Here is a 17,291-nt window from a genome sequence, read left to right on the forward strand (position 1 = left end):
ACGTTTTCCTATACAATCGCGCCAAAATCATCTCTACGGCGAATAGATACTGCGATGGAAAAATCAGCCTTATTTCCCAATAACACCAGAAGAAAACATAAGAGCCTCTCGCAAAGTCTGGCAGAAAATATCACCGAAAAAATTCGTAGCGGTGCCTTGAAACCTGGGGATAAATTACCGACTGAATCCGCCATCATGGAATTATACGAGGTCAGCCGCACTGTGGTCCGGGAAGCAATTTCCCACTTACAGGCCGGAGGCTTAGTACAGACACGTCATGGTATCGGCACCTTCATTCAGGAACCGCCAAGTAATCCGCTGAGCCTGCATAAAGAAGCCATCGTTACTGTGCGTGACGTTCTCGACATTCTGGAATTGCGTATCAGCCTTGAAACCGAAGCGGCATGGCTGGCAGCATTACGGCGTACCGACGCGCAAATGGCAGAACTCAGTCTGGCATTAAAAGATATTCTGGGACATGTGCAACGGGATACAGAATCCGTGAACGCAGATATGCGTTTTCACCAGTTGATTGCGCAAGCAACCGGCAACCGCTATTTCGTCGATATTCTTTCTGACCTCGGCAGCACACTGATTCCCCGTGCACGCCTGGACTCCGCGGCGCTGAGCGATGAAGCCAGCAACAGCTATCTGGAACGGGTCAATCGCGAGCATGAAGATATACACGATGCGATCTTACGCAAAGATTCGGAAGCTGCCCGCGCCGCTATGCGCACTCACCTCAGCAATAGCCGCGAACGTTTGCGCCTCGCGCAACAGAAGTTTGAGACTGATCAGCAGTAAATCCTTCGCAATACAAAAACCGCCAGTCTGCCATGCACCAACAATAAAGGCCGGTCAAAGTGACCGACCTACGCTGGTCGTATCTTTGCGCACGGCTAATCAGTGACGCTGACGATAAAACTCCGATATTCTGCGCTCTGACGTAGCGCTGCACCTGCCCCCTCAAAAAAACCACCTGACCAACAGTTGAATTGAATTTATAAATATTCAGTATTGCATCAACACAAAATCAGTTGTACGATGTCGTACATGTAGTTTTAAATTTCAATTTTCAGACTTTTATTTAACTTAATGATTCTGGTGAAACCGATCACCGGACGCTTACTTTTGGAGACATCATGCACCCACAAGAACTGAAAAAAATCCTCTCTTCCGGCCTTCTGTCTTTTCCGCTGACAGACTTTGACGCCAATGGCGACTTCAACGCAAAAACTTATGCGGATCGTCTGGACTGGCTGGCTCCTTATGGTGCGAGTGCTTTGTTTGCCGCTGGTGGTACTGGCGAATTTTTCTCACTGACTTCATCCGAATACAGCAGCATCATTAAGGTCGCGGTTGACACATGCCGTGGCAAAGTACCTATTCTGGCAGGTGCCGGCGGCCCTACCCGCGTTGCCATCGCTTACGCACAAGAAGCAGAACGTCTGGGTGCAGACGGCATCTTGTTATTGCCACATTACCTGACTGAAGCCAGCCAGGATGGTCTGATTGCGCATATTGAAGAAGTTTGTAAATCGGTCAGCTTCGGTGTCGTGGTGTACAACCGTGGCATCTGCCGCTTAACGGCGAACTCGCTTGAAATTCTGGCGGCACGCTGCCCTAACCTGATTGGTTTCAAAGACGGTATCGGCGATATCGAACTGATGGTTTCTATCTGGCGCCGTCTTGGTGATCGCCTGACCTATCTGGGTGGTTTGCCAACAGCTGAAGTTTATGCAGCCGCCTATAAAGCATTGGGCGTGCCAGTGTATTCTTCTGCCGTCTTTAATTTTGTACCGAAACTGGCGATGGACTTCTACCATGCTGTCGCCAAAGATGATCACGCGACAACCAATCGTCTGATCGACGAATTCTTCCTGCCTTATCTGGATATCCGTAACCGTAAATCAGGTTATGCAGTCAGTATCGTTAAAGCAGGTGCGCGTCTGGTCGGTCATAGCGCAGGCCCAGTCCGCGCACCACTGACTGACCTGACCGCAGCCGAAGATGAAATGTTGCGCGAACTGATACTCAAGCAAGGCGCGCAATAAACGGCGATCGTTAAGATCACCCGTATTGTCAACGTAACGTTTTCAGGTGGTTATTGCGGTAAACGACCACCTGCACCGGAGAAATAAAGATGGAAATTTCAGGACAAATGCTGATAGGAAGTCAGCGCATCATGGGCCAATCTGGCGGCACCCGTGCAATCAACCCAGCTACCAACGAACAATTGGAACCATTGTTCGGTTACGCCTCAGAAGCTGAGGTCAACCGGGCATGCGAATTGGCTGAACAAGCATTTGACGCCTATCGCCTGACATCGCTGGAACAACGCGCTGCATTTCTGGAAGCAATCGCCGATGGCATTCTGGCGCTGGGTTCAACGCTGATTGAAAGAGCGCATGCCGAAACTGGTCTGCCAGTCGCACGCCTCGAAGGTGAACGTGGTCGCACCGTGAATCAGTTGAAGCTGTTTGCAAAAGTTTTGCGTGATGGTCACTACCTGCAAGCAACGCTGGACTCGGCATTGCCAGAACGGACACCGCCGCGCCCAGACCTACGTATGCAGAAAATCGCATTGGGTCCGGTTGCAGTCTTTGGCGCCAGCAATTTTCCTTTAGCCTTCTCCGTTGCCGGTGGCGACACAGCGTCAGCACTGGCTGCCGGTTGCCCGGTCATCGTTAAAGCACACAATGCACATCTGGGCACATCAGAACTCGTAGGCTCAGCAATCCAGCAAGCAGCGATCAGCTCACAAATGCCGGAAGGCGTGTTCTCCATGCTGATTGGCGCGGGTGCGGCTGTCGGGCAAAAACTGGTTGCACATCCTGTCATTCAGGCGGTCGGGTTTACCGGCTCGCGTAGTGGCGGCCTCGCATTAGTGAAAACAGCCAACGAACGCAAAGAGCCTATTCCAGTCTATGCAGAGATGAGCAGCATCAATCCTGTGTATCTGTTACCTGCTGTATTGGAAGAAAAAGCCAGCACGCTGGCAAGTCAGTTTGTCGATTCACTGGTGATGGGCGCAGGCCAATTCTGCACTAACCCAGGGCTGGTGCTGATGCAAAAATCACCAGCAGCAGAACAATTTATCGCAGCGGCAACACTGGCACTCGAAAGCAAACCAGCGACAACCATGCTGACGCCTGGTATTCACGGCGCATATCAGAGCGGCTGCGTGAAAATTACAGATTTGAAAAACGTACAGATCGCAGCCAAAGGTCAGCCAGCAGCCACTCCAAATGCAGCGCAAGCGATGTTATCGGTGTGCGAAGCAAGCGATTTTCTGCAGACCCCGGCATTGCAGGAAGAAGTATTTGGCCCGTCTTCCGTGATCATCCTGTGTGACGATTTGCCGCAAATGCTGGCCGTCACAAAAGAACTGGAAGGCCAGTTAACTGCAACCGTACATACGGCACCTGACGATCATGTCGCAGCCCGTGCATTATTGACGAGTCTGGAGAAGAAAGCCGGCCGTATCCTGTTTAATGGTTTCCCGACCGGTGTCGAAGTCGCACACGCCATGGTGCATGGAGGCCCATTCCCTTCAACATCGAACAGTCGCAGTACGTCTGTCGGTGCCACGGCAATTGATCGCTTCCTGCGCCCCGTCTGCTATCAGGCGATTCCATCTGATCTCTTGCCGCCGGCATTAAGTGATGAAAATCCTTGGAAGCTCACAAGAATGGTCGACGGCAGCCTGAAAAATTAATATGATCGCTCCCCTTTGCTGCAACGCTGCCTAGGGGAGTTTGCGGTATACCAAGCACACGAAACAGATGTGCGTAGACATACAGTAACAAGGAGACACTCAGATGAGTTCTAATCAAATCGGCAAATACCGATGGACTATTTGCGCACTGCTGTTTTTTGCGACAACAGTGAATTATCTGGATCGTCAGGTGCTCAGCCTCCTGGCACCGGATTTATCAAAAGAGTTCGGCTGGTCAAATACTGACTACGCCAATATCACCGCTGTATTTCAGTTCGTCTATGCGATTTCCATGCTTTTTGCGGGCCGCCTGATTGATAAAATCGGCACAAAAGCAGCCTACACACTGGCAATAGCGATCTGGTCAATTGGCGCGATATTGCATGCTTACGCCATTCCCGCCGGTGAAGCGACATCAAACTTACTGGCAACGCTTGGCTTAGCAGTCGTGCCAGTGTCGGTTGCTGGCTTCATGTTGTCACGCGCAGTTCTCGCCTTCGGTGAAGCAGGTAATTTTCCCGCTGCAATCAAAGCGACCGCTGAATATTTCCCCAAACATGAACGTTCATTCGCAACCGGTATTTTTAATTCCGGCGCGAATATCGGTGCGATTCTGGCGCCGCTGACCGTACCCTGGATTGCCGAAAAATTCGGCTGGCAAACAGCCTTCATCGTCATCGGCGCAATCGGCTTTGCATGGATGGTTGCCTGGGAAATTCTGTATGACAAACCTGAGAAACAAAAGCGACTCAGCAAAGCAGAACTGGACTACATCCAGCAACATGATGCGCCGGTCAGTGATGCGGTCACGACTGAAAAAACTTCCTGGCTGAAGTTGTTAAGCTATCGCCAGACATGGGCATTCGTCTTCGGTAAATTCATGACGGATGGCGTGTGGTGGTTTTTCCTGTTCTGGCTACCCAAATATCTGGAAGTCCAGTACAAAATGCAAAAGACAGAAATCGTCATTCCTCTTGCAGTACTGTATAGCATGACGATGGTAGGCAGTATTGGTGGCGGCTGGTTACCAAGCTATTTCATGAAGCAAGGCATGGCTCCGTACACAGGCCGGATGCGAGCGATGTTGCTGATCGCCGTATTTCCGCTGGTCGTATTGCTGGCGCAACCATTCGGCTATATCAGCTCCTGGGTGCCGGTATTACTGATAGGGATAGGTGCTTCTGCGCATCAGGCATGGTCAGCAAATATCTTCACCACTGTTTCTGATATGTTCCCGAAAAAAGCCGTGGCCTCGGTGGTCGGTATCGGCGGCATGGCTGGTGGTCTGGGCGGGGTGTTGATTTCTAAATCAGGTGGCTGGTTATTTGATTACTACAAAGCAGCCGGACACATACAGACAGGCTACACCATCATGTTTTCATTCTGTGCGGTCGCCTATCTGCTGGCGTGGGCAGTGATGAAAGCCTTAGTCCCTGCACACAAAGACATCACTGACCTGTAACGCCGGAGTATTGACATGCAAGCATCTGCAAACCTTGAAGTTATCGGCAACGAATCCTGCGTGGTAGGCGAAAGCCCGCTCTGGTGCGAAAGCCAGCAGTCCTGGTTCTGGGTTGATATCCCCCAGAAACGTGTCTGGAAATACGACACCAGCAAGCAGCAGAGCCGTTACTGGAACACATCAGAAATGGTGGCCAATATTGCGTTCTCAGCGCAAGGTGATCTGATCGCTGGCATGGAAACCGGGTTATTCCGTTTATCACTGAATGCGGAAATACATGCAGTGGAAACGCGGCTGGTCGCGCTGCCGGAAGCGCAACCGGGATTACGCTTTAACGATGGCAGATGTGATCGTCAGGGGCGTTACTGGAGTGGCACCATGTGGATGGACATGGCTGCCGCCAGAAATATCGGCAAGCTGTATCGCTACACCAGCCACGACGGATTGTCTGTGCCCGTCATAGCTGGATTACTGACGCAAAATGGCCTGGCATGGTCGCCTGATGGCAGAACAATGTATTTGTCAGATTCTCATCCACAAAGTCAGCTGATCTGGACATTTAACTACGATACGGATAGCGGAACACCGTCAAACCGACGTCTCTTTGCAGATATGAAAGAATTGCCGGGGCGCCCCGATGGAGCCGCAGTCGATACTGATGGTTGCTACTGGATTTGCGCCAACGATGGCGGTGCTATTTTGCGTTTCACACCGCAAGGCATAGTCGATCGACAGATTGCATTACCGATGAAAAAACCGGCGATGTGCAGCTTTGGCGGTCCGAATTATGAATGGATGCTGGTGACTTCGATCAACCCGACGCCGGGTCAAAACGATGAATGGGCGGGAAAAACTATCCTGCTAAAACCGGGAGCGCAAGGAATTGCTGAAACAGGTATTCAGTTTTAACTACCGCCAAACCTGACAGATATTTCAGCTCCTCGGATACAAAACTAAAGTTTCCAAAAGGCATGAGATACGATAACATACAACAAATCTTACATTATTTCACATAAAAGCATTATTTTTTTTACTACATTTAATTAGAAATTTGAAAGTTTAGCCAAGAACACCAGATTTAGTTATCTTTATTGCAAATAGTTGTCCGATGTCGTAACTCTGAATTCAACATCCCTCCTTTTTCCGGGAAATACAGATTCGATCCATCTCTGTATTGCCCCCGTAAAGTCCGTTGTATTTTCAAACACGCTTGGCTTCCCTCCGCTGATCAGCTGCGCAACTGCGCCTGCACTTCCGCAATAAGACAGCAAATCTGTTCTGACGAACCCGAATCAATTCACTTTACCTACTTTGTGTAATCACCTGGAGAACAAGATGCAAAAAGTTGTACTAACACGAAACACTCTGGCGGCAGCGCTGGCAATTGCCTGCACCGCGCCTACTGCATTTGCGACGGAAATCAATAACTTCGTCAGTATTTATGGTTTTATCAACGGACAAATTGAGTCGGTTGAAGCCAAAGGTGGTGCCACACCGTATGAGCGTCGTGGTCGTATTTCTGATGGTAACTCGCGCATCGGTTTCACAGGCAACGTTGAAGTCAACAGCGACATCAAAGGTATCTGGCAAATTGAAGGCGGCCTGAACAACTTTGAACAAGCAGGAACCAACGATAACGGACAAACCGCCACACTCGAATCGCGCAATACCTTCGTTGGCTTACAAAGTGAAAAATTCGGTCGTTTTGTGATCGGTAACAGTGACTCTGTTTATCGCAGCCTGGTTGGCTCCGGTAGCGCACTGGGCGGTAATATGGGTATGACAGTACATGGTGTGGACGTGTTCAACAACACATCCGCCCAACTGACCGGTAATCAGGACAGCATTTTCAGCCGTGGTGAATCACGTATGAAAAATTCTGCACATTATTTATCTCCAGAATTGTTTGGCTTTCAGGCGGGTGCATCGTATGGCTTCGATGAAGCACGCGCCAGTCGCAGTGATCGCAGCCGTTATTCCTTAGCCCTGAAATACCAATATGAAAGACTGGCGATCGGCGTTGCTTATGATCGTCAGAACAATACTGGTATCGATTCCACGATGCTGCAACGCGGCTACGGTGTGATTCTGAATGCACAGGAAGGACTCAGCACATCTTACGCAAAAGCCGTCATCAGCTACACGCTGCCAACAAAAACGACGGTTGGCTTTGGCTATGAACGCAGCAGCCTTGGCAACTCTCAATTTATCAATCCATCGGCCGGCTCGATCTACACTGGCAACCGCGACAAAACGCTGAAGCAGGATGCAGTCATTCTGACGCTGGCGCAAGATTACGGTGACGCATCGTTCCTGTTCGGATACGGAAAATTAAACGGCCTCAAAGGCATCAACAGTTTTGCTGAGGATGATTTCCAATCCAAACAACTGTCTTTAGCTGCGACCTACAAGCTCAATAAATTCCTGACGCCATACATCTATCTGACGCGTATCAACAATAACGCTCAAGCCAGTACCAACTTAGGTCAGTCTTCACTGCGCAGTAACAATCTGGGAACCAGTACCGCCTTCTTTGCACCAGGCAACAGCCCACGTGCAATCGGTGTTGGTTTGTTAGCGCGCTTCTGATAAATCACTTCCGGAGACCAAATAATGAAAAAATTAAATCAAGAAACAACATCTGGCCGCGTCTGTAAAACGACGGCACTGTTATCGGCACTCACTTCAGCTCTCCTTCTGACAGCATGCGGTGGTGGTGGCAGCGATAACGCAGCAACCGCAGTCAGCTACACACCCGGCGCGGTCTTTAAAGTAGGCACGACGACCTTTGATCCAGACTTACCGGCAGAACCACAATTGCCAACGGATGCCCAGGTTTGCGCGACTCTGGAAGCGAGCAATAATCTGGTGCGCCGTCCTGATGGTTCCTTGCCGCCAGAAGCAGATCCATCCAAAACCGGTGTTGGTGTTGCGGTTGATCCTGCAGTCGCTAATCCCGACCAGGCGCGGATTCAGAGTGCACTTGATGCCTGCGGCGCTGCCGTGGACAAAGAAGTCGGTGCGGCGATTGCTGCGGCTGATGCCGCCGCGGTAGCGCAACAAACGGCAGCGGCTGTTCCCAATAAAAACATCGCCGGTATCAGCGGTGAGGAACTGGCTAAACCACAATATCGCGGCAGTAAATTTGCAGTACGACTGGTCGTCAACAGTAAAGGCCCGGGTAATGGCTTCATTTCAGGCCCATTGACATTGCCGTCTGGCGTGACATTGTGGATCGATAAAGGAGCCACGTTGTATGCAACACGTGACGTCAAAGCTTACGCACCAAATGTGGCAGGCCCTTACTGCGGTAATACAGCGGTCAGCTCAAGCAAAGCCGGTAGCTCCAGCAATTGTCTTGCGTTGATCAATGGTAATAATCTGATCAACTCTGCCGTCGTCGGTGATGGCTCAATTGATAGCCGTGCTTATGCAGAGATCGTCACAACAGACAAACTGTATCCGATCATGAAGGTCGATATGAGCTGCTCCAATACCTATGCGAACTATGCAAAAGGTACACAGGCGGCGGATGGCACAGCGTGTGACAACGGTGGCACGACGGTCAACTCGAAAACCACAGCCCGTAATATGACATGGTGGGATCTGGCGTATCTCGGCAATATGGTACAAAACGGCACAACTGGTACAGGTTCGCAATCGAACTTCCGCATGATGGTCTTCAACTATGCGAAAAATCTGACCCTGTATCGCATCACACTCAATAACAGCGCGAACTTCCACGTTGTTCCAAGTGGTATTGACGGCTTTACAGTATGGGGCGTGAAAGTACAGACACCATCGCTGGCGGCATTTGCCAATCCGGCAGGTAACGGCAATCCTTTGTACACGGGCGACACCTACACCAAAGACAATGTTAAAAATACAGATGCCTTTGATCCGGGTGCAGCAACCAGTCCGACTATCGTCGCATTGACAACAGGAAAATCAACGACATCCAGTGCAAAGCATGCATTTGATGGCTACCTGAAAAACTTCGTCTTCGTCTACAACTATGTCAGTACAGGTGACGACGACGTTGCAATCAAAGGATCTTCTAACCCAAGTCCGGCAGGCAGCAATCTGGCAGCGGTTGATGGTAGCCGTGATGTCCGTAGCGACCGTAAATCCGGTGCAGTCATTGCACATAACCACATCTACTGGGGTCATGGCATTTCCATTGGCAGTGAAACCAATGCAGGCGTAAAAAATGTCGAGGTGTACGACAATTCCTTCCAGCACTCTGAAGAAGGTCTGCGCATAAAATCCGATTACGCACGCGGCGGTGAAGTCAGCAATATTAATTACAAAAACATCTGTATTAAAGACGCCGACAACGCACTGTTGTTCACTACTTATTACAGTACAAAAGGCCTTCCAGCAACGGGTCCTAAGGTGCCGAATTTCCATGACATCCGTCTTGAAAATGTACGCATTATGGGTGACTCCGCAATTAAACTGCAGGGTTTCCAGGCGAACACCGGTGGCTTTAATCTGCCAGCTTTCCCATTGGTGATGAGCATGAACAACGTCGTTGCAGATACACCATCAGCAATGCGTATGACGATGTCTGATGCGCAACTCACGATCAAAGGTGTGAATCTGCCTATCGTGGCATCAACAGACAATCGCGTCACAGTCAATGGTGTTGCGACATGGGCGGTTGACGGTGATCTGGTGCTCGATTGCAGCAAGGCTTTTGTCGACTTCCCAGCCATAGGCCAGTCGAACATTTTCGGTTCAGGATGGGACAAATAAATCCGATTGAACATCAGGTAGTCCGCAGACAAGCGGCTCTGCCATAAATCAGGCTGACGCCAGCATCACACGATGCATGCGTCAGCCTTTGTCGTTTTTCAGCATTGCCATTCTTGCAGTCTATCCAACTTTTTTGAGGGATATCCCATATGAAAATCTCCACGCGTTTATTAATGTTGGTGGGTGCAGCCATTGTCGCTATCGCCGCCATCGGTGCCAGCAGTCTCAGTACGCTATATTCTGCCCTGATGCATGACAGAGAAATGCAAATCGAGACCATGCTGGCAATGGGTGAAAACCTCGTCAAGCATTACCATGGCTTGCAACTGAATGGCACACTGACGCAAGATGAAGCACAAAAGCAAGCAAAAGCCGCGCTGACGCAACTCCGCTACGGCAGCAGTTATTATTGGGTCAGGCAACCGGATGGCTTGAATCTGGTGCATCCAGACACCAAGAAAGTCGGCACGATTTCCCAAGGGCAGACCATGGATGGTCGCCCCGATGCAAGCGCTTATCGCGAGGAGCTGGCGAAATCCCACATCGCACTGGTCAGCATGAAATCGCAACGACCAGATGGCAGCCTGGCTCCGAAATTAAATGGACTGGTTGAATTCACGCCATGGAACTGGTGGATAGGAACCGGTTTTTTCAGCGATGATATTAACCAAACCTATTGGCAATCAGCCACCACACAAACGATCATTTTTGTGATCGCGCTGATTATTCTGATCGGCTCAGGCTGGCGCATCATCCGTTCCATCAGCGCCATCCTTGGTGGTGAGCCAGCTTATGCCGCCAATATCACACGTCAGATCGCAAATAATGATCTGTCTGTCGACGTCGCTCTGGAAAAAAATCAATCTGGCAGCCTGCTTGGTGCCATCGTCGCCATGCAGGAACAGTTAGCGACAACCGTGCGCAGCATACGTCAAAGCTCCGAAAACATTGCCACCGCATCTTCTGAAATTGCTGCAGGCAACCTCGATTTATCTTCCCGTACAGAAGAACAGGCCAGCGCACTGGAAGAAACATCGGCGACGATACATGAGCTGGAAAGCACCGTCAGAAAAAATACCGAAAATGCCAGAAATGCGAATCAGCTGACAATCGATGCAACGATGCTGGCGAATCGTGGCGGCGCGGTCATGAAGGACATGCTGACAACTATGGATGCGATCAATCAATCATCAAAAGCGGTGGTGGATATTGTCAGTCTGATTGACGGCATTTCATTTCAGACGAATATTCTGGCTTTGAACGCGGCCGTCGAAGCAGCACGTGCCGGTGAACAAGGACGTGGCTTTGCCGTGGTGGCTGCGGAAGTACGAAATCTCGCGCAACGCTCGGCTTCAGCCGCAAAAGAAATCAAGAGTTTGATTGACGCCTCACAATCACATATGAATAGCGGTAACCAACTGGCACAAGAGGCAGGAAACTCAATGACGCAAATCGTCGGCGGTATCGAAAAAGTTGCCTCTATCATGCGCGATATCACGATGGCCAGTGAAGAACAGCACACTGGCATCATACAAATTACTGAAGCGATTCGTCAGATGGACAGTGTGACACAACAAAATGCAGCACTGGTGGAACAAGCTGCCGCGGCAGCCGACAGTATGCAATTGCAGGCGGCTGATATGGCAGGACTGGTCAGAGTGTTTAAACTCAAGGATGACGAAGTCACTGAGGTTTCAAAAATCAAGACGATACATCCGGCAAAAGAAGCGATGAACTTGAAAGCCATCCGCCGTTAAGCCAACAACAAAAAAAATAGCGGCAAAACAAATGCCGCTACCATTCTTAAAAGCGCATCCGGGAAATAACCAGATGTGCTTTTTTTTACGCAGAATACTCGCGCGTGATCACTTCTTTACCAATCTTCACATTACGCAACTTCAGTCCTTTGACGTTATACAGATACATTGCCTGCGTGCCCGCTGCTGGCGTACCAAAATCACAATCAGTAATCGTCACATCGCGAACAGGAAACACTTCCGGCATCGGTGCACTACCGTTATAGTCGGAGGCAACCGGCCCCAGAATAACGACCGACTGGTAACAGGAATACTCACCTTTTGCCGTCTTCACGTTCCCCACCCGGACATTGGAAATATGCACATCCTCAACCACAGGTGGGCGTATCCGCACGTTATCACTGACTGGTGTGTAGTCACAGTCAAAAGTAACAATTGCACCGGCGGCCGTGGCAACCGTCTTCGATGCGATAGGTGAGCCCGGTAAGGACGTGTAAAACGATGGAGAAGTCTGCACCCCGTTGGGAATCTTGATATTACGCACATAGAAGTGCTTCAGATATCCACCCCTATTCAGATTCGTTTTCAGACGAATGGCTGTATTTAAAGGGTTGGTTTGCCAGTGTACGTTTTCAAACAATAAATTCTGCGCATAAACATGCTCGATGCCGCCCGCCATTTCACTGCCAAGCGTGACGGCGCCATGCCCACTCTGCATCGTACAATTCTGAATCACGATATGGCGCGATGGTCCATATTGTGTATCCAGATTTTTCCCCGCCTTAATCGCAATGCAGTCATCACCGGAATCAAAAGTACAGCCATCCACCAGAACATGATCGCATGCTTCCGGATCAAAACCATCGCTGTTAGGTCCGTGGCTTTTCGCATGAACACGTCGAATCACGACATGCTGACAATTCACCGGATGATGCTGCCAGAATGGCGTGTTCCTGACCTCATACCCCTCCATCAATACTTTACGACAACCGATAAACTGTATCATTGGCGGACGCAGGAAATGTCCTTTACCAAATACACGCTGGGATAAGGGAACACCGGCCTCTGACAATGCAGGCAGGTAGCTGGCGTCAGCACGCCATTTATCGTCGTTGCCTTGTATCAGTGCCTGCAGTTCCGGGCTGATCTGCGGCGCTACTTCTTTTAAAGTTTTAGCGTTGAGTGGATTCACCGCATTTTCGGATGGCTTACCGGGGCGATAATTCGGCACGGAACTCTGTGCAACTGCATTCAGCGTTTTCAGCTTGCCTTTCCAGGTCCACCAGCAATCGCCGAATTCATTAAATGGCACGCCACCCTGCCCGTCTAATACCGCAGTCCAGTCTTCACCCGTCAATGCAATATTTTCTTGTCCTATCGCATAGATCATGGGCGAATAGTTCAGACAGTCATTGCTCTGCCAGCGCGAAATACTTAACTTGCCGTTTTTTCCGCAATCAACGTCGCCGTATTTCGCATAGTCGTCGGGCTGATGACTGAAATAAACATGTGCTCCGGCCTGCAAGTGAACGTTAACATTCGATAACAAGACGATAGGCCCGGCACAAAACCAGTCACCAGCAGGAATCAGCACGCGGCCGCCGCCTTCGCGGTGACAAGTTTCTATCGCATTACGAATTGCTGAATAACAGTCAAAAGACGATGCCGCTGGAGTCTGTAACAAACCCTGATCCTCAAACGAACTCCATGCCTGTACTTTTTGCAGCTCACATGTTTTTGCACCGTATCGTGTGATCGGATAATCCACTTCGCGAAAATGGAATGGAACACTCAGCTTCGTAATAATTTCTGCAGCTCTTTTCCATGGATCGGCTGGCGTTTGTCGCTGTGCCGCACTGGCCGCCGCCCAAGGCATACTGCTACCGATACCGATTGCCGCGAGTTGCTTCAGTAAGCGACGTCGCCCCTGATACTTCTGGTCAGCAAGGGATTCCGATGATGTGTTCAAGGTCATGTCGTACTTCCTTTTTTTGTCTCAAATTATTCGTATTGATTATTGAATTCGCCCAGAAATTGCATGGGTGCAGGTGCAGGTGCAGCCTGATAGCCAAAAGCAGTTGGGCTGATGGTGCTAGCAGATAAATTTCGCCAGAAGTCGTCGCTGTTAAATTGCGCAGGACGGTACGGCAAGGTGCCATTTTTATTCCAGTCGGACCACGGGGTACTTGGATGTATATGGGCACCGATCACAGAATTGAGCACAATCATTTTTCCGACCGTTTCTATCGTCTGACGGGTAATCGTGCCAGACGGACTGACAAACTGATCTGTCGTTCCTGCTTCGCAACGATAGCCATCGATAGGTACTTTGCCGTACGGCGTGCAACGCTGATTATGAAACCATTGACGGACCAGATAAAATTTCCCAGCCATCGCATTGCTGCTCTGATCATGGGTAAAGCGGCAGCGGTTAAATACAAATCCGTAACGTGAATTCAGATTCGTACTTGGTGCCGCGACGTAAGAACTAGTGCGTGGACCCAACGAGCGTATCTCCGTCTCAAGAAAATACGCGGTCGCATCACCGAAAATGTAATCAACGTCACCTTCGATATAAGAATGATAGAAGAAGTGACGAGCGGTCTGCCCTGATTTGCCGGCGCGCATATACAAGGTATCCTGCAATCCCAGCAGACGCACTTGTTCAAACTGAGCTTTGTCGACACCATCAGTCATCATCGCTAAGGCCTGATGATGCACCATCAGACTTTTCCCATACACGCCATTTCCGGGGCAATCAACTCCTTCACACGCCTGCGGTGCCGGTGCGCCAGTTTTGTTATAACTATTTTCAATGGTGATATCACGCATCTGGAATGCCTGACTTTTCACCCACAGCACGGCCGTACCAAATGTCCCGATAATCGGACGGATACGGATGCTGTTAAACATGTCAGTAATAGCTGCCGGAGCCTGTGCAAACTGCGCCCCGAAACGCTCTTGATATTGTGTTCCGGTGATCGCGGCATCCAGATTGGCACGGATACGTGTCGTGGCAGCATCTCTGCCAATCACGCTGATAGGGACGGATGTTTCAGGGATATATACCAGTCCATCATAGACTCCGGGCTCCACCAGAACAGTGATGCGGCGAGATGCCGGTAAGCGATGCGCCAGATCGTCTGTCACGATCTGATTGATCGCATCCTGTAAGCGCTGAAAACGGTGCTTACCATCAGCAGGCTCACTGGCATTGACAATATAGTCGGGTGTTATCTGCTGCGCATGAACAACTGGCGAAGACAAAGGGTCCCATACATCACGTTGCTCTTTTCCTGGCAAACCTGCATAACCAAGAACTTCGTCATAAGAAAAATGAGCAGCCTGTGCTTCATTTAACTGCGGGCGTTTATCTGTCGGCGATGGCGAAGGATAAGCCACAAATGCATAGGCGCAGGCAGTGTTTTTTGTCGCTGATTGCAGCGGCTGCCACGCAAAATTCTGGTTCAGCGTCGATTGCACAACAGCCGATGACCACAGTGCGTTTTCTCTGACGATCGTACTTTGTTCAGGAACGATTAAATCATTGGCGCTCATTCTGAGCGGTCTTGTTGCGTCGTAGCCATGAAATATCAGTTTCCCCGGCGTCAGCACTTGCACACGTTCGAGATGAATATCACGATATTCCGGTATCAGATCACCCGATGCACGCTTACCGTAATGCGTGTCAAAATCCAGCGGTGCTTTACTGTTCTGTATGCAGATATCCCTATAAGTCACGTCCTGCACCAGCCCCCCACGCGACACGTCACTCTTAATGCGCAAGCCTGAAGTAGCACCATCAATACTCAGTTTTTCGACCAGCACGTGTCGGATATTGCCGTTGGTTTCACTACCGATGGACATACCGTGCCCAGAGTAAAAGTGATTATCACTGATGGTAATGTTTTCGGTCGGCCCCTGATTACCCGCCTTAATCGCGACGTTATCGTCACCAGTGCGAATGTAACTCTTGGTGATCGTGATATTGCGGGAAGAAATGGGATCGATACCGTCCGTGTTTCTGGCAGTGGCTGGAGTATCAATATGGATTCCCCAAGCGGTAAAGCCATCCACCTGATTCAGAGTGACATGAAAATTAGCCGAGTTTTTCAGCCATATTCTCTGCAATGCCATCTCACGCGACTGCGTTATTTCCAACATGCGCGGCACGTTCTGATGCAAGTCTTCACGCTGGGCACGACGTGCTAATTCCCACCAAGTCTCTGCACCGCCAAGGATTTTCTTACCGCCCTGACCGTCAATCACACCATCGCCAAATAGCCCGGCGTTCTGTGACTGAGTAACGCTGATCAGCGGGCGACAACCACGTCCCTTTTGATCGACTGTGCCACAACTTTTCTCACCTTTATCATAATCAGCAGGCAAGCGTGATCCAGCCAGCACCACACCAGCATCAATCACCAGAGAGACGCCCGCCTTCATCTGCAATGCGCCGGTAAGAAAATAATTTTTATCGCTATGTCTGACCAGACGTACTGCTTTGCCGGATGGACACTGATTGATCGCTTGCTGCAGGCGCTGAGTGTCAGGTGCTGCCAATGTCTGCGCATCAACCTCGTTCATGTTCAACTGCGCCGGTAACAATTGACAGATGGACGGCGCAAGCGGTTCTTTCAACGGCCTGCTATCCTGCGCGCAGACATCCGCGGCAAACAGACAGGACATCATCAGCAACACACTGGCACAGCAGGAAACTACTGTGAATTGTGGCTGCAGCTGTTTTATTTTGTATCTCATTTTGAACTCCCCCTGTCCAGACCATTACCGATTTCAGGATCTACAGCCACGAGAGCCTGTACGACCATCTCAGAAAAAATCGCTGCGCCTTTTTTACCGACATGGGTACGGTCAAACGCACTTTTCGCGGCGCCCTGACGCTCTACTGTTGCCAGTGTGCTGCCACTGGTCGGCGCGACGATTTCAGGTGGCGGCGGCACCATTGCCAGCGTGTCGGCCTCGCTTTGCCCCATCGCAGCAACCAGTGCATGACTTTGCTGATTCAGGTCTATCGCTGGCACTTGCTTCTCGCTGGCGATGCGCAGGCTCGCTTCCGCCCACGGACGCAAATCATTCGGCAACACGCCATCTTTGAATGTCCTTCGGGTCAGTGGTGTGAGTAAAATAATTTCAGCGCCAGTAGCCCTGACCTCGTCTACATAACGTGCGAGATTAACTGGAAACTCTGTCGCCAGATCGGTAGAGCGTCCGGGCTTGCCGGGCTGATCGTTATGCCCGAACTGCATCAACACCACGCGACGCTTATCTGTATCACGGCGCAATTGCTGCATCACAATCTCCCAGGAACCTTCTGCCCTGTAACTACCAGAACTGCGTCCACCTTTAGCAAGATTCAGGCACGTGACTTCTTTCAAAAAACGTTCACACAATGCATTTCCATATCCGCTATTCGGCGCCATAGTGGAGTCGCCGACAAGAATAATTTCAAGTGGGGGGCTATCTTTCACCACCGGAGCCATCCCCTGACAAGCAATCCACAGTGGGGCAGAGCAAGCGAGCAAAACGACACGAAGTAATGTCTTCATGATGTCATCCAATTTAAAAAAAGAGCCTC

Annotated in this window: 11 protein-coding genes; 8 read left to right on the forward strand and 3 right to left on the reverse strand. The window is 50.3% G+C overall.

The features are described from left to right. The first annotated feature begins 54 nt into the window (after nt 1–54). The 8 genes from Undi14_RS10715 (at nt 55) to Undi14_RS10750 (ending at nt 11,695) form a co-directional block, all read left to right on the forward strand. Nucleotides 55–804: a FadR/GntR family transcriptional regulator gene (locus Undi14_RS10715; protein ID WP_190479962.1), complete on the forward strand. Its 750-nt coding sequence runs from the start codon at nt 55–57 to the stop codon at nt 802–804. A gap of 338 nt (nt 805–1,142) precedes the next feature. After that, nucleotides 1,143–2,054 (forward strand): 5-dehydro-4-deoxyglucarate dehydratase, encoded by a 912-nt coding sequence (gene kdgD, locus Undi14_RS10720; protein ID WP_186885168.1) that lies wholly within the window; start codon nt 1,143–1,145, stop codon nt 2,052–2,054. 89 nt (nt 2,055–2,143) lie between these two features. Then, the gene (locus tag Undi14_RS10725; protein WP_200180134.1) at nt 2,144–3,718 is read left to right on the forward strand and encodes an aldehyde dehydrogenase (NADP(+)); all 1,575 of its coding nucleotides are present in this window, start codon (nt 2,144–2,146) and stop codon (nt 3,716–3,718) included. Nucleotides 3,719–3,821: 103 nt separating this feature from the next. Beyond that, the gene (locus Undi14_RS10730; protein WP_186885166.1) at nt 3,822–5,180 is read left to right on the forward strand and encodes an MFS transporter; all 1,359 of its coding nucleotides are present in this window, start codon (nt 3,822–3,824) and stop codon (nt 5,178–5,180) included. Nucleotides 5,181–5,195: 15 nt separating this feature from the next. Next, complete coding sequence (locus Undi14_RS10735; RefSeq protein WP_200180135.1) at nt 5,196–6,089, forward strand: SMP-30/gluconolactonase/LRE family protein; 894 nt, start codon at nt 5,196–5,198, stop codon at nt 6,087–6,089. 426 nt (nt 6,090–6,515) lie between these two features. Then, nucleotides 6,516–7,769, forward strand: a complete 1,254-nt coding sequence (locus Undi14_RS10740; protein ID WP_200180136.1) for a porin — start codon at nt 6,516–6,518, stop codon at nt 7,767–7,769. A 24-nt stretch (nt 7,770–7,793) separates the two neighbouring features. Further along, nucleotides 7,794–9,938, forward strand: coding sequence for a glycoside hydrolase family 28 protein (locus Undi14_RS10745; RefSeq protein WP_200180138.1), 2,145 nt, complete (start codon nt 7,794–7,796; stop codon nt 9,936–9,938). A 149-nt stretch (nt 9,939–10,087) separates the two neighbouring features. Further along, complete coding sequence (locus Undi14_RS10750) at nt 10,088–11,695, forward strand: methyl-accepting chemotaxis protein (RefSeq protein WP_200180139.1); 1,608 nt, start codon at nt 10,088–10,090, stop codon at nt 11,693–11,695. An 85-nt stretch (nt 11,696–11,780) separates the two neighbouring features. Here the strand turns inward: Undi14_RS10750 and Undi14_RS10755 are convergent, their stop codons facing one another. The 3 genes from Undi14_RS10755 to Undi14_RS10765 form a co-directional block, all read right to left on the reverse strand. Further along, nucleotides 11,781–13,670: a glycoside hydrolase family 28 protein gene (locus tag Undi14_RS10755; RefSeq protein WP_200180140.1), complete on the reverse strand. Its 1,890-nt coding sequence runs from the start codon at nt 13,668–13,670 to the stop codon at nt 11,781–11,783. A gap of 26 nt (nt 13,671–13,696) precedes the next feature. Beyond that, complete coding sequence (locus Undi14_RS10760; protein ID WP_200180453.1) at nt 13,697–16,387, reverse strand: pectinesterase family protein; 2,691 nt, start codon at nt 16,385–16,387, stop codon at nt 13,697–13,699. 65 nt (nt 16,388–16,452) lie between these two features. Beyond that, nucleotides 16,453–17,262 (reverse strand): rhamnogalacturonan acetylesterase, encoded by an 810-nt coding sequence (locus tag Undi14_RS10765; protein ID WP_234030534.1) that lies wholly within the window; start codon nt 17,260–17,262, stop codon nt 16,453–16,455. Nucleotides 17,263–17,291: the final 29 nt, after the last annotated feature.

It is taken from the genome of Undibacterium sp. 14-3-2 (assembly GCF_016595265.1).
Classification (GTDB): Bacteria; Pseudomonadota; Gammaproteobacteria; order Burkholderiales; family Burkholderiaceae_D; genus Undibacterium; species Undibacterium aquatile.

Bases quoted from the DNA above. Each gene is read 5' to 3' on its own strand.
- Undi14_RS10715 (WP_190479962.1), top strand. From the start codon at position 55: ATGGAAAAATCAGCCTTATTTCCCAATAACACCAGAAGAAAACATAAG.
- kdgD (WP_186885168.1), top strand. From the start codon at position 1,143: ATGCACCCACAAGAACTGAAAAAAATCCTCTCTTCCGGCCTTCTGTCT.
- Undi14_RS10725 (WP_200180134.1), top strand. From the start codon at position 2,144: ATGGAAATTTCAGGACAAATGCTGATAGGAAGTCAGCGCATCATGGGC.
- Undi14_RS10730 (WP_186885166.1), top strand. From the start codon at position 3,822: ATGAGTTCTAATCAAATCGGCAAATACCGATGGACTATTTGCGCACTG.
- Undi14_RS10735 (WP_200180135.1), top strand. From the start codon at position 5,196: ATGCAAGCATCTGCAAACCTTGAAGTTATCGGCAACGAATCCTGCGTG.
- Undi14_RS10740 (WP_200180136.1), top strand. From the start codon at position 6,516: ATGCAAAAAGTTGTACTAACACGAAACACTCTGGCGGCAGCGCTGGCA.
- Undi14_RS10745 (WP_200180138.1), top strand. From the start codon at position 7,794: ATGAAAAAATTAAATCAAGAAACAACATCTGGCCGCGTCTGTAAAACG.
- Undi14_RS10750 (WP_200180139.1), top strand. From the start codon at position 10,088: ATGAAAATCTCCACGCGTTTATTAATGTTGGTGGGTGCAGCCATTGTC.
- Undi14_RS10755 (WP_200180140.1), bottom strand. From the start codon at position 13,670: ATGACCTTGAACACATCATCGGAATCCCTTGCTGACCAGAAGTATCAG.
- Undi14_RS10760 (WP_200180453.1), bottom strand. From the start codon at position 16,387: ATGATGTCCTGTCTGTTTGCCGCGGATGTCTGCGCGCAGGATAGCAGG.
- Undi14_RS10765 (WP_234030534.1), bottom strand. From the start codon at position 17,262: ATGAAGACATTACTTCGTGTCGTTTTGCTCGCTTGCTCTGCCCCACTG.